Source organism: [Flexibacter] sp. ATCC 35103 (assembly GCF_001975985.1).
Lineage (GTDB): Bacteria > Bacteroidota > Bacteroidia > Flavobacteriales > Flavobacteriaceae > Flavobacterium.
Genome location: NZ_MTQF01000007.1, coordinates 277,854 through 291,895, shown reverse-complemented (window position 1 = coordinate 291,895; position 14,042 = coordinate 277,854). Strand labels below are relative to the sequence as shown.

14 protein-coding genes and 1 tRNA gene are annotated in these 14,042 nt (G+C 32.0%); 13 read left to right on the top strand and 2 right to left on the bottom strand.

Annotation, left to right across the window (positions count from 1 at the left end; all coding sequences use genetic code 11):
- The first annotated feature begins 17 nt into the window (after positions 1-17).
- Both BXU01_RS16545 and BXU01_RS23685 read left to right on the top strand, forming a co-directional pair.
- Entirely contained in the window at positions 18-575 is a 558-nt protein-coding gene (locus BXU01_RS16545; protein WP_083694203.1) for a hypothetical protein, read from the top strand.
- 40 nt (positions 576-615) lie between these two features.
- The gene (locus tag BXU01_RS23685) at positions 616-771 is read left to right on the top strand and encodes a hypothetical protein (protein WP_165689802.1); all 156 of its coding nucleotides are present in this window, start codon (positions 616-618) and stop codon (positions 769-771) included.
- A 217-nt stretch (positions 772-988) separates the two neighbouring features.
- On the opposite strand, the gene BXU01_RS16540 is transcribed toward BXU01_RS23685, so the two are convergent.
- On the bottom strand, positions 989-1,441 hold the full coding sequence (locus tag BXU01_RS16540) for a DUF4442 domain-containing protein (protein ID WP_083694202.1): 453 nt from the start codon (positions 1,439-1,441) through the stop codon (positions 989-991).
- A 255-nt stretch (positions 1,442-1,696) separates the two neighbouring features.
- On the opposite strand from BXU01_RS16540, the gene BXU01_RS16535 reads away from it, so the two are divergent.
- The 5 genes from BXU01_RS16535 (at position 1,697) to BXU01_RS16515 (ending at position 6,030) form a co-directional block, all read left to right on the top strand.
- The gene (locus BXU01_RS16535) at positions 1,697-2,152 is read left to right on the top strand and encodes a DUF4870 domain-containing protein (protein WP_055093423.1); all 456 of its coding nucleotides are present in this window, start codon (positions 1,697-1,699) and stop codon (positions 2,150-2,152) included.
- 130 nt (positions 2,153-2,282) lie between these two features.
- Complete coding sequence (locus BXU01_RS16530; protein WP_008464689.1) at positions 2,283-2,615, top strand: PadR family transcriptional regulator; 333 nt, start codon at positions 2,283-2,285, stop codon at positions 2,613-2,615.
- 3 nt (positions 2,616-2,618) lie between these two features.
- Positions 2,619-4,340 carry a PspC domain-containing protein gene (locus tag BXU01_RS16525; RefSeq protein WP_083694201.1) on the top strand — a complete coding sequence of 574 codons (1,722 nt, stop codon included), beginning with the start codon at positions 2,619-2,621 and terminating at the stop codon, positions 4,338-4,340.
- 3 nt (positions 4,341-4,343) lie between these two features.
- The gene (locus BXU01_RS16520) at positions 4,344-5,075 is read left to right on the top strand and encodes a head GIN domain-containing protein (RefSeq protein ID WP_083694200.1); all 732 of its coding nucleotides are present in this window, start codon (positions 4,344-4,346) and stop codon (positions 5,073-5,075) included.
- Between the two features lie 85 nt (positions 5,076-5,160).
- Positions 5,161-6,030 carry a GIN domain-containing protein gene (locus tag BXU01_RS16515; protein ID WP_083694199.1) on the top strand — a complete coding sequence of 290 codons (870 nt, stop codon included), beginning with the start codon at positions 5,161-5,163 and terminating at the stop codon, positions 6,028-6,030.
- Positions 6,031-6,171: 141 nt separating this feature from the next.
- Here BXU01_RS16515 and trxB read toward each other — a convergent pair whose 3' ends face one another.
- Positions 6,172-7,119: a thioredoxin-disulfide reductase gene (trxB, locus tag BXU01_RS16510; protein WP_056254915.1), complete on the bottom strand. Its 948-nt coding sequence runs from the start codon at positions 7,117-7,119 to the stop codon at positions 6,172-6,174.
- A 176-nt stretch (positions 7,120-7,295) separates the two neighbouring features.
- Between trxB and BXU01_RS16505 the strand changes: the two genes are divergently transcribed.
- From BXU01_RS16505 to BXU01_RS16475, 6 genes are all read left to right on the top strand, one after another.
- A tRNA-Pro gene (locus tag BXU01_RS16505) sits at positions 7,296-7,370 on the top strand.
- Positions 7,371-8,156: 786 nt separating this feature from the next.
- Positions 8,157-8,582 (top strand): helix-turn-helix domain-containing protein, encoded by a 426-nt coding sequence (locus BXU01_RS16495; RefSeq protein WP_083694197.1) that lies wholly within the window; start codon positions 8,157-8,159, stop codon positions 8,580-8,582.
- A gap of 198 nt (positions 8,583-8,780) precedes the next feature.
- Positions 8,781-9,185 (top strand): septal ring lytic transglycosylase RlpA family protein, encoded by a 405-nt coding sequence (locus BXU01_RS16490; RefSeq protein ID WP_083694196.1) that lies wholly within the window; start codon positions 8,781-8,783, stop codon positions 9,183-9,185.
- Positions 9,186-9,294: 109 nt separating this feature from the next.
- The gene (locus tag BXU01_RS16485; RefSeq protein WP_083694195.1) at positions 9,295-11,817 is read left to right on the top strand and encodes a DUF2339 domain-containing protein; all 2,523 of its coding nucleotides are present in this window, start codon (positions 9,295-9,297) and stop codon (positions 11,815-11,817) included.
- On the top strand, positions 11,804-13,030 hold the full coding sequence (locus tag BXU01_RS16480) for a hypothetical protein (RefSeq protein ID WP_083694194.1): 1,227 nt from the start codon (positions 11,804-11,806) through the stop codon (positions 13,028-13,030). The genes BXU01_RS16485 and BXU01_RS16480 overlap by 14 nt, the downstream gene beginning before the upstream one ends.
- A 244-nt stretch (positions 13,031-13,274) precedes the next feature.
- Positions 13,275-14,042 carry a ParA family protein gene (locus tag BXU01_RS16475; RefSeq protein WP_083694193.1) on the top strand — a complete coding sequence of 256 codons (768 nt, stop codon included), beginning with the start codon at positions 13,275-13,277 and terminating at the stop codon, positions 14,040-14,042.

Here is a 14,042-nt window from a genome sequence, read left to right as displayed (position 1 = left end):
AAATAAACCATCCAATTATGAATTTAGAAGATTTTAAACAGAATTTTAATGACACGATTACAAACGAACTGGCTTTATTTTATGAAATAAATGAAGAGCTTGGATTCGAAAATTATTCTCAGGGTTTTGGATTATACAGAGATGATAAATCCGGAATTGCAACCTGGTCTGAAGATCCTGATTTTTTAGACAAATTAATGCCTTTTGCACAAGCAAACGGTTCCGGTTCTATGTATGTATTATGGAACAACGATCAAAGTAAATCTCTAAATGAGTTGCCTGTAGTTGTTTTTGGAGATGAAGGCGGTTATCACATTGTCGCAAAAAATATCTTCGAATTTATGCAATTACTGACTTTTGATACTGAAATCTCTGTAGTTCACGAACAAGCTTATTTTTATAAAGATGAAGATGATTATGAAGAAAGTGAAGGTTTGCCGGAATACAAGGAATGGCTTAAAGAAAATTTTAATCTGGATCCTGTAGATGATACCGAATCTATTTTAGAAAATGCACAGGAAACATACAAGGCTGATTTTGACAAATGGGTCTCTAAATTTTTTAATGAAGATTAAATCTAAAAGAAAAATACATAACAATTAAATTATACTAAAAATGAAAAAAATATTTGCCGTATTAGCTATCGCATTATTTACAATTGGTGCACAAGCACAAGACACAAAACCAGCACCAAAAAAAGAAACTAAAAAAGAATCTTGCTGCAAAAAAACAGATGACAAAAAAGACAAGAAATGTTGCGCTAAAAAATAAGCAGAACACGTTTAAAAGTAAAATGCCTCAAATATTTGAGGCATTTTTTTATGTTTTTCTTTGCCACAGATTAAAAGGATTAAAAAGATTTCTTTTAAACGATCTCAATTTACCTGGACAAAGTTTAAATTCATCAAAGTCTTCGTCATTTTGTTCCTGCGGAACTCCTAAGGAAAAATCATTTTAATCCTTTTAATCTGTGGCAAAAACTTTAAAACTATTTCAATCTTACACTCCATTCAAAATCCATTTCAGAAACCTGAACACCTTCTTCATTTGTTCCTATGGATTTCATCCAGAAAGTTTGCCCCTCACCTGTTGCTATTGTTCTTTGAATTGCTTCGGCGATTAAATGTCCGTCGTTGCAAACAAAATTTATTCTTCCGGTTGCTTTTTTGGTAAAATTTCCTTTATTATTGGCTACCAGCATTGAGATTTTTTTTCCGCTTTGTTTAATTTGCGAGATTACCAATGCTCCTGTTGTTAATTCTGCCGCCATTGCCTGAACTGCAAAATACATTGAGTTAAAAGGATTCTGATTAATCCATCTGTGCTTTACACTTACCACACATCTATCTTCATCGATTGCCTTTACACGCACACCACAAAAGTAAGCTGATGGTAATTTGAATAACACAAATTTGTTGAGTTTAGAAACTGATATTGCCATGTGATTTATTTTTTCATGTAAAAATACAAAAAAACTATGCACGCACAATAAATTGCTTTTACTCTCATAAATGATCAACAAAATCAATACTTCCCGATGATTTTCAATACATTATAGGCCAATTTTAAATTTCAACTTTGTTAAAATTATGTTAATATTTGGTACTATGCAAAACAAGATACTGTCTTTTAGACATATATTTGCATAAGAAAATACTATATACTTTTAATCATGCAAATAACAACACCACTCATCATGGAAACAACATCAGAAAAGAACATTGCAACGTTCACACACTTAAGCACTTTAAGCCAATACATCATTCCGTTTGGGAATTATATTTTCCCAATATTAATCTGGACGAGTTACAAAGACAAATCAGAATTTGTAAATTATAGCGGAAAACAAACGTTAAACTTTCAATTAAGCCTTTTGCTTTACACCTTAATTCTGGCCTTAATTGCAATTCCAATCTTTGCGTTTGTACTTTTAAAAAACCTGCCAATCAACACGGTTTTTAACGATGAAGATTTAATCATCAGAAATCTTAATATTGATGGAAATATTGGAATTTTAAGTATTGGAGCAACGGCAGTTTTACTTTTTGGATTATTAAAATTTGTAGAATTCTTTTTAGTGATTTACGCTTCAATAAAAACTTCAAACGGTGAATTTTATAAATATCCGTTAACGATTCCTTTTATAAAGTAATCTACTAAAAATTAAAAGTTATAGTCGAAACTTTACAGGCAATCAACAAGGATCGTTTCGCAATCAATCATCAATCATCATCATCAATCAAAAAACGAATTGTTCAATCAAAAAAAAACAAAATGAAATTATGAACATTGAAAACACAAAAGCACAGATGCGCAAAGGTGTTCTTGAGTTTTGCATCTTATCTGTATTAAAAGAAAAAGACGCATACACATCAGAAATATTAGACACTTTAAAAAACGCAAAATTACTAGTTGTTGAGGGAACAGTTTATCCACTTTTGACTAGGCTGAAAAACGACGGCTTGCTTAATTATCGTTGGGAAGAATCGACTTCAGGACCACCACGAAAATATTATGGATTAACCGAAATAGGACAAACATTTTTAAACGAACTTAGCGGAACCTGGACAGAATTGTCTGACGCCGTAAATCTAATCACCAATCAAAATCAATAAGTCATGAACAAAACAGTAAATATTAACTTAGGCGGTATGGTTTTTCACATAGATGAAGATGCATATTTAAAATTGACACGCTATTTTGACGCAATAAAACGATCCCTAAATAACTCATCCGGTCAGGACGAAATCATTAAGGATATCGAAATGCGTGTATCTGAATTATTAATTGAGAAACAAAAAAGCGACAAACATGTTGTAGGACTGAAAGATGTTGATGAAGTGATTGTAGTAATGGGACAACCGGAAGATTACATTCTGGAAGACGAAGAAAGATCTAATCAGTCTTTTAACGAATACGGATCAAGAAAACATAAAAAATTATACCGTGATAAAGAAAAAGGTATGATTGGTGGTGTTGCAACTGGTTTAGGTCATTATTTTGGAATCGATGCTGTATGGATAAAAATTCTATTCTTAGTATTTGTTTTTGCAGGTTTTGGAACTGGTATTTTAGCTTATTTCGTTCTTTGGATTGTAACTCCGGAAGCGGTTACAACATCAGAAAAACTTGAAATGACTGGTGAACCGGTTACAATTTCGAACATTGAGAAAAAAGTTCGTGAAGAAATTGAATCTTTATCTAATAAATTCAAAAATGCAGATTATGATGCAATGGGAAACCAGGTAAAGTCAGGAGCTGAGAGAATAAGTAGTTCATTTGGAGACTTTGTTATGACGGTTTTTAAAATCTTTGCTAAGTTTTTAGGCGTAATCTTAATCATGTCCGGAATTAGTGTTTTGATCATGTTATTGATTGGAGTATTTACTTTAGGAACCAATGTATTTGTTGATTTTCCTTGGCAAAATTTTGTAGAAGCAGGAAACTTTACTGATTATCCTATCTGGTCATTTGGTTTATTAATGTTCTTTGCCGTTGGGATTCCGTTTTTCTTTTTGACACTTTTAGGTTTCAAATTGTTATCTCCAAACCTAAAATCTATAGGGAACATTGTAAAATATACGTTGTTAGCAATCTGGATTATTGCAGTTGCAATCGCAATTAGTATTGGGATTAAACAAGCTACAGAAATATCATACGACAATAAAACAGTAGAGAAAAAAGCACTTAACATTACAACGAAAGATACATTGTTTGTAAAATTCAGATACAATGATTATTACGCAAAAGACCTGAACCATTACAGAGAATTTGAATTCGTACAAGATTCAGCTAACAATCAATTATTATATTCAAACGATGTTCGTTTGCATGTTTTGCGCACTGATGAAGCTTCTCCTTATATACAAATAGAAAAAAGTGCAAGAGGAAATTCGTTTATATCTGCAAAACAAAGAGCAGAAAAAATTAATTATAAGTTTGAGATTAAAGGAAATCATTTAATTTTGGATAATTATTTTCTTACAGACGTAAAAAACAAATTTAGAGGTCAGGAAGTTGATGTTTATTTATACCTGCCTGAAGGACAATTGTTCAAACCAGATGCATCTGTTCAGGATTATGATGACTCAGAAAATGATTTTTTCAACTTACACTTTAGTGGTAATTACAACTATAAAGTTGAAGGTTCGAAAATTAAATGTCTGAATTGTCCCTCTGAAGAAAATGATTATGAAGACACAACCGAAGAAACCCATATTGAAAATGATACCGTAAACGAAGTTTCGATTAAAATAAACGGAAAAGAAGTTTTGAACGGAAAAAAAACCAACGGAAGACTAACCACTGATAAAAACGGAGTTATAATCAAAATTAACTAAGCCATGATAAAAATAATCATTCATATTACGAAATTCATTATTGCGACTGTTACCGCATTATTGTTTGCCTCTTGTAACTTTAACGTGAACTCGATTGAAGGAAGCGGAAATGTTACTAAAGAAAAAAGAATCGTACAGGGAGATTTTCAAAAAATCTCTGTAAGCAATGCAATTGATCTGGTAATTATTCAATCTGATTCAACCGAAATTGTTGTTGAAGCTGATGATAATGTACAAAAAGAAATCTCTACAAAAGTTGAAAACGGAACGCTGATTATTAAATGCAAGCGCGGTTCTTTTAGAGATGTTACAAAAAAAGTGACGGTAAAAATGCCAAATATTGACAAACTTGAAGCATCAAGTGCTGCAAACGTAATGAGTCAGGGACTTTTGCAAGGTGAGCATATTGATCTTGAAACTTCAAGCGCTGCAACACTGGATATTAATATAGAATACGACAACGTTTCTGTTGATTCAGGCAGCGGAAGTACTATTAGCTTAAAAGGAAAAGCATTAACAGTTAAAACTTCAGCATCAAGCGGATCAAGTATAAATGCAAACAAATTACTGGCCAACGAAGTTGATGCAGATGTTTCAAGCGGAGCAAGTACAAATGTTCATGCAATAGTACGTTTAAAAGCAGAAGCCAGCAGCGGAGGAAGCATCAATTATGATGTTGCACCAAAAACAATCGAGAAAACTTCGAATTCAGGAGGAAGTATCAGCCAGGGGTAAACGATATTTATCTGTTAAATATAAAAAAATCATTCATCGAAAGTGGATGATTTTTTTATATTTGTGAAAATCAAATCTAGAATTAATGAAAAAAAATACAGCCTTACTCCTATTACTATTGGTTACAACATTAACTTTTGGTCAGAGAAGAGAAAAAATAAAAGGATCTAAAATCGTAACTACTTCAATAAAAGAAGTAGGAGAATTTGATGGAATCGAAGCCGATGATAATTTAGAAGTATACCTTGAAAGAGGAGAAAAAAATGAAATAAAAATTGAAGCCGATGATAACTTGCATGATATCGTTGCGATGGATTTGAGAGAAAAAGTGCTTCGTTTATATACCTCAAAAGAAAGTACTATTTTCAAAAAACTAGTCGTTCGCGTTACGTATACAAAATCATTAAAAACTGTAATTGCAAAAAATGAATCTGTAGTATATGCCATTCAGGAACTTCAGTTAGATGATATTACGTTTAATACTTTTGATTATGCCAAATTATTCCTGAATGTAAACTCAAAAAAATTCAGCTTATTTGCAGATGATAAATCAAGAATCGAATTAAATTTAAAATCAGAAGATGCAAACCTGCAATTGAGCAAAAACTCAGCTATAAAAACATTAGTATCTGCTATAAAATTCAAATGTGATTTATATCAAAAAGGCGCTGCTGCTATTGAAGGTATTGCAGAAAAAGCTACTATCAGGTTAGATAACAATTCAGTTTTTACAGGAACAAAATTCACCTTAAAAGAAGCCAATCTTACTACAGAAGGTTCTTCTGTGGCAACTGTTTTGGCCGAAAATTCAATCTCAATCGCTGCCGGAGACAAATCTGAAGTTTCTTTATTTGGAAACGCAAAAATTGATATTACACGTTTTACCGAAGAAGCAAAACTTATTAAGAAGCCTGGCGCAATCAAACTAAAAGAAAAAGCACCTTTACTAGAATAATTTTCCGGTAAATAATCTTAAAAACTTATATAAAAAAAGTCCCATTCGATTAAGAATGGGACTTTTTTATATTATATAATTTCAATTTCAACAATCCTCAAACTGAAAACTGAGACTGAAAACTGAGACTTTTTAAAATACTTACTCCTGCGCTGCCAAATATCTTTCAGCATCTAATGCAGCCATACATCCTGTTCCTGCAGCAGTAATTGCCTGACGGTAAACATGATCTGCAGCATCTCCAGCTACAAAAACACCTGGTACATTTGTATTAGATGTTCCCGGAGTATTAATGATATAACCCGTTTCATCAAGATTAATGTAATTTGCAAAAATATCAGTATTTGGTTTGTGACCAATTGCTACGAAAAATCCTGTTGCAGGAATTTCGATAACTTCACCAGTAGTTTTGTTAAGCGCTTTAATAGCGTGAACAACTTGGTTATCACCCAAAACTTCTACAGTATCGTGGTTCATTAAAATTTCGATATTCTCGGTTTTACGAACGCGTTCTTCCATAATTTTAGAAGCTCTGAATTTTTCGCTTCTTACCAACATCGTCACTTTTTTACAAAGTTTAGACAAGTAATGTGCTTCTTCACAAGCAGAATCTCCTGCTCCTACGATTACAACTTCCTGATTACGGTAGAAAAATCCGTCGCAAACAGCACAAGCCGAAACTCCGCCACCCATTTGCAAATAATGTTGTTCTGATGGTAATCCTAAATATTTAGCAGATGCTCCTGTAGAAATAATAACAGTTTCACAGTGCAGCTCAATAGCATCGTTAATCCAAACTTTATGAATATCTCCTGAAAAATCAACTTTTGTAGCCCATCCGTCACGAATATCAGCTCCAAAACGTTTTGCTTGATCTTGTAACTGAACCATCATTTCCGGTCCTGTAACTCCATCAACATAACCCGGAAAATTTTCTACTTCGTTTGTTGTAGTTAATTGTCCGCCTGGTTGCATTCCCTGATATAAAACTGGATTCATATTAGCTCTGGCTGCATAAATAGCCGCAGTATAACCTGCCGGACCAGAACCTATAATTAGACATTTAATTTTTTCGATTGTATCTGACATAGTATGTATAGTTTTAAGTGATGCAAATGTAAACTTTATTATAAAAAATTACCACCAAATCAAATCCTAAATAACTATCTTAAAATAAGTTTTATTTATTTTGAGATTTTTCTTTTCTAAAACAAATTTATTACTATATTTGCATCCGCTTACGGGCAGTACAACAAATACATCTTCGGGGTGTAGCGTAGCCCGGTTATCGCGCCTGCTTTGGGAGCAGGAGGCCGCAGGTTCGAATCCTGCCACCCCGACAAAAAAGTCTTTTCATTTCTGGAAAGACTTTTTTTTTTGCTTTAAACTTAACTAATGACAAATACTAAACGGTGATAGCGTCCCGATTGAAAATCGGGAAGGCCGCAGGTTCGAATCCTGCCACCCCGACAAAAGTCTTTTCATTTATTTGAAAAGACTTTTTTTTTTTTGCTTTAAACTCAATTAATGACAAATACTAAACGGTGATAGCGTCCCGATTGAAAATCGGGAAGGCCGCAGGTTCGAATCCTGCCACCCCGACAAAAGTCTTTTCATTTATTTGAAAGACTTTTTTTTTTTTGCTTTATAATTAATCTTCAGCAGATTAAAATCTCCCGCTACAAAATAAATCATTCCTCCGGAATTTTAAATACTAACAATCAAGGAAAGGTTATCGCGTCCCGATTGAAAATCGGGAAGATCGCAGGTTCTCCCGAAAGGTTTCGGGACTGCCACCCCGACAAAAGTCTTTTCATTTATTTGAAAAGACTTTTTTTTTGCTTTATAATTAATCTTCAGCAGATTAAAATCTGCGGCTACAAAATAAAACATTCCTCCAGAATTTTATAAAGAGTGTCGCATTCTTAAATGAAAAACTCACAAATCAAAATCAACAACATTATCAATTACTTTCAACATTAAAAGTGTATGAAAAATTGTATTTTTGTTTCATACACATGAGTAATGCAGTTTATTATTGCATTTCTTTTATTGGTATCGTAAAGTAATGAGTATGTATTTTACCATTTCCTTAATTTATTATTTCTAATTATTATCTTTGAGCTATGAGCACATTAACAAAACCAAGTCATATAGGACGCAAGATTAGCCGTATTCGTGAACTTAAAGACATGAAGCAGGAAGCTTTGGCACAAGCTCTCGGGATAAGTCAGCAAATGATATCTGCCATTGAAAACAGCGAAACAATAGACGACGAAAAACTCGCTGATGTTGCTAAAGCACTTGGTGTGACTGTAGAAGCAATTAAAAATTTCTCAGAAGAAAACATGATTAACTATTTTAATACTTTTACTGATAATGATTTCAGTAATAGTCAGGGCGCTAATTTTGGAAACCTGAATGCATGTACCTTTAATCCGCTTGATAAATTGGTAGAAGCTCATGAAGAAATCAAAACACTTTATGAACGTTTATTGCAAGCCGAAAAAGATAAAAACGAATATCTGGAAAATTTATTAAAGACGAAATAAGCTTTATAAAACATATTATTAAGACAAAGAGGTTCGAAAGAGTCTCTTTTTTTGTTTAAATATTTAAAAATCACTTATTCATTTTAGAACTTGAATAAAATAAAAAATGTCTTTTTATACTATAAATATACCTTTCTATGATCTGTCAGTTTTGTTGTGAATAGCTCTCTTTGCGCAAAACTCAGAAAATTTATAGAAATGAAAATCTTATTATTGCACCTATTTTTTACTATCTCATTGACAACCATTGCACAAGAAAATTTACCATTACCAAATCAGGACATTAAAATTGAGAAGTTAAAATTATACAAGGAAAAAGCACACGCATCTTATTATCACGATAAATTTAACGGAAGAAAAACAGCAAGCGGTACAAGATTCGACAACAATAAACTGACTGCAGCCCACAAAAAATTTCCTTTTGGGACACAGCTAAAAATCACAAACGAAATAAACAAGAAATCCGTTATTGTAAAAGTTACCGACAGAGGTCCTTTTATAAACGGACGAGAAATTGATTTATCTAAAAAAGCTTTTATGGATATTACTTCAAATAAAAAAAGTGGAGGAATTATTGTAAAAATTGAGATAATAGAAAAATAAAAAAATTCATCAATGAATCATAAATACCGTTAATTCTTTTTAGGCAAAAAAACTCACCGTGTTAAAATGTTGTTATATTTACAAATCATAATATTACACTTATCACTTTATGGAAAGTTTTCTTATTGTTGCCTTATTTTGTTTTCTTATCTATATCCTTAATACCATAAAAGGTCGTTTTGATCATCTTGAAAACGACATTCAGAAACTTAGTAAAAAACTGGACCTTCTAAAAGCAACAGAAAAAGCCCCAGAAACTATTTCAGTTTCTCCAATTCCTGTTGTTAAAAAAGAAGAATTTAGGATTGATCCTGAACAAGCAAATCAAAATACTTTTGAAGTTGTCAAGCCAGAAATCACAGAACAAAAAATTGCTGATGAACAATTAGAAAAAATTGCTTTATCCTCCAGCATCGATAATTTGCCTAAACCAATTGAATCTAAAGCTTTTGAACCAAAACCAATTCCTAAACCAATTATTCCTGCTGAACCTGAAAAATCATTCTGGGAAAATTTCAAAGAGAAAAATCCTGATTTAGAAAAATTCATTGGCGAAAACCTGATCAATAAAATTGGTGTACTAATTCTGGTTTTAGGAATTAGCTATTTTGTAAAATATGCCATTGACAAAGACTGGATCAACGAACCTGCCCGAGTTGGTATTGGTGTTTTATGTGGCGTTCTGGTTATGGCAATTGCGCATAAATTGCGTAAAAATTATGCCGCTTTCAGTTCTGTAATTGTCGCCGGAGCAATTGCCATTTTTTATTTTACGATTGGTATTGCTTTTCATGATTATCATTTATTCAATCAAACAGTAGCTTTTAGTATAATGGTAATTATTACAGCATTTAGTGCTTTAATCTCTTTATCATACGATCGCGTCGAGTTAGCGGTTTTATCACTTATTGGCGGATTTGCAGTACCGTTTATGGTTAGTACCGGCGAAGGAAATTATGTGGTGCTTTTTACTTATATCATTATTTTAAATATTGGAATTTTAGCAATCGCTTATTACAAAAAATGGAATCTGGTTAATATTCTATCCTATATATTCACCATATTATTATATGCCGCATGGTTATCCAGAGACTTAAGTTCAGACAAACCTCATTATCTGGGAGCGTTGATATTTGGTTTTATTTTCTATTTCATTTTTATATTAATGAACATTGTAAATAACATCAGGTCAAAAGGAGATTTTTCTAAAACACAGCTTACTATTTTGGCCAGCAACACCTTTTTATTTTATGGTGCCGGAATGGCGATCCTGACTAATTATCATCCGGAACTAAAAGGTTTGTTTACCACAATTCTTGCCTTTTTAAATTTAATTTACGCCTGGTTTTTATACAAAAAATTCGAACTCGACGAGAAAGCCGCTTATTTACTTATTGGGCTTACGCTGACATTTATAACATTAGCAATTCCTATTCAGTTTGAGGGCAATTATATTACCTTGTTCTGGGCAGCCGAAGCCGTTTTATTATTATGGCTTTCTCAAAAATCTAAAATTACCAGTTATAAATTTGGCTCTGTAATTGTTCATATTTTAATGCTTTTTAGCCTGATTATGGACTGGAATAAATACTACAATGGCAATGAATATTTGAATATTATCATTAATCCTATATTTATAACAGGAATTTTTGCCGTAAGTTCTTTGCTTGCAATTTGGTATTTATTAAAAGACGAAACCGAAAATTCTACAATTTTCGATATTATTTTTAATCCCGAAAAACACAAACGAATTGTCTTAGAAACAGGAATTGTCCTTACCTATTTTACCGGATTATTCGAGGTTATTTATCAGTCAAATCATTATATCGAAAATCTATACAGTTCTATAGCGTTACCTATTTTGTATCATTTACTATTCTCGGCTTTACTTTCTTCTTATTTGATAAAAAGAAAAACAGAAACCGGATATCAGGGTGCTTTATTACTGGCAATTGCTAACATTGTATTGTTTACATTTTGGTTCTCCAATTATCCGTTTCTGGAACATAAAGACATTATAAATTCCGGAACCGGCAAATCAATTGCTTTTTATCTTCATTATATCTCACTGATTATTACGATTTATTTTGGTTTTCAATTGTTTCAGATCTATAAAAAAGTAGATTTCTCCTTTTTCAAAAGTCGTTATTTTATGTGGGTTGCTGCATTTTTTGTAATCTACATCGCCAGTTCAGAGGTTATGCTTCATGGTCTTGTATTTATGAATTCGCCAGTCACAAGTCAGGACATACAAACGAGTTCAATGTATGCCAGTTATAAATCTGACTTACCTTATTTGCGCGATTTTATTGCAAATGATTTCATTGGTTTGGCAAGAACCAAAATCATCAAAACAGGATTTCCAATTCTATGGGGAATATTAGCTTTTGTATTTTTGATAATCGGAATAAAAAAACAACTCAAATCTCTGCGAATAATCGCTTTATCCCTACTTGGTTTAACGATTTTGAAATTGTTTTTATACGACATCAGCAACATTTCTGAAACCGGAAAAATCATATCCTTTATCCTTTTAGGAATTTTAATTTTGATTATCTCTTTTGTATATCAAAAAATCAAAGTATTAGTTATTGACGAAAACAAGCCTGAAGAAACAAATGAAACTAAATAAATTTATAGTATTACTTTTTATTACAAACCTGTCGTTTGGACAATATCAAACGACAGGAAAAATAAAATCAGTTTCTGAAAATGGCCTGCATGAAATTGTTTTATCGCCAGAAATCAGATCGTTTTCAAAACAAGACTTAAGCGATATCAGAATATTTGATTCTAAAGGAAATGAGATTCCGTATTTTATTCAAAGTAACAATACCGTTTCTACAAATGCTTTTGAAGAATATGCAATTATTTCAAAAACGGTTTACCCTAAAAAGAGTACTTCGATTATCATTGCAGTTCCGGCCAACAAACACAACAATCAACTTTCGCTTTTTATAGCAAATGCTGATGTGGCAAAAAAATATTCTGTTTCAGGAAGTGACAACCAAAAAGAGTGGTTTGGAATATCTGACGCACAAACACTTGATGATTTAAACAGCACATCGCAAACAAGTGTTGTCAAAACTATTTCATATCCTTTGAGTACGTATCATTATCTAAAAATAGATTTTGATGATCGAAAAACACTTCCTGTTAATATTTTGAAAGTTGGAAATTTTAATACCCAATTTCAAAAAAACGCATTACAGGAAATTAGTCCTAAAAAATCTGTAAAAACAGAAATTCCTTCAGAAAAAGAAACTCAGATTCATGTTCTTTTCAATGCGCCGCAGGTAATTAATGAGATTTCATTCGAAATTTCAAAACCTACTTATTATAAGCGTACAGCTATTCTTTATAAAAAAACAAAACGCGAAACAAGAAAGAAATCTCAAATTTTCGATGAAGAAATTATTTCTTTTGAATTAAATTCCAACACAAAAAACACCTTTAATTTTCCTGAAATATTCGAAAAGGAGTTTTTTATAAAAATTGAAAATCACGACAATCAGCCCTTACAAATTTCAAAAATAAAATATGCCCAAAAACCAATTTCTATTGTTGCTGATTTAAATACTAATGAAAATTATATTTTAAAAACCGGAAACAAGAATTTGACAGAGCCGGAATATGATCTTTCAAATTTTAAGAACAACATTGCTGCCCATTTGCCTCAAACAGCTGTATATGATATTGAGCAAAAAACTACCGTAAAAAGCCAAACAGCAAAACAATCTTTCTGGCAGCAACCCTGGTTTATGTGGCTTTGTATTGTGTTAGGCGGAATAACAATTTTATTTTTTACTGTCAGTTTAGTAAAAGATTTAAAAAGAAAGAATTAAAATTAAAAATCTATTTTAACAATATTTTCATTTTTACATTTTAAACAGGAAGTTTACACTTTTTAGTCTGAAAATTAAGAAATAATAGAGCGAAATTTCTCTATTATTTTTCTTTCCGGGAGATATTAAATTCGGCAAAACACACACTATACAACGATTAACCGATGTTTATCAAATGTTAACAAAATAGATTTTCAGAAACCATAAATAATTGTATTTTTACGGTTCAAAATTCAGAAAATAAATGGGCAAAATCATTGCGATTGCTAATCAAAAAGGAGGCGTTGGAAAGACTACTACATCTGTAAATCTTGCGGCCTCATTGGGTGTTTTAGAAAAAAAAGTATTATTGATTGATGCTGATCCTCAAGCAAATGCCACATCTGGCCTTGGGATTGATGTAGAATCTGTTGAGATTGGTACCTACCAAATACTTGAACACAGCCACACCCCTAAAGAAACCATTATTAAATGTTCAGCTGTAAATGTTGATGTAATTCCTGCTCACATTGATCTTGTTGCCATCGAAATCGAATTGGTTGATAAAGAAAACAGAGAATACATGCTTAAAAAAGCATTAGAAAGTGTAAAAGAGGAATATGATTATATCATTATCGACTGCGCACCTTCATTGGGTTTACTAACCCTGAACGCTTTAACAGCAGCTGATTCAGTAGTTATTCCTATTCAATGTGAATATTTTGCACTTGAAGGATTAGGAAAATTATTGAATACCATAAAAAGTATTCAAAAAATACACAACCCGGATCTTGATATCGAAGGATTGTTACTAACCATGTACGATTCGAGATTACGTTTATCTAATCAGGTTGTCGAAGAAGTTCAGAAACACTTTAACGATATGGTTTTTGATACCGTTATTCAGCGAAATGTAAAATTAAGCGAAGCGCCAAGTTTTGGTGAAAGCATCATTAATTATGACGCAACCAGCAAAGGAGCCGTTAATTATATTCATTTAGCTCAAGAAATTATAAAGAAAAACAGCAAATAG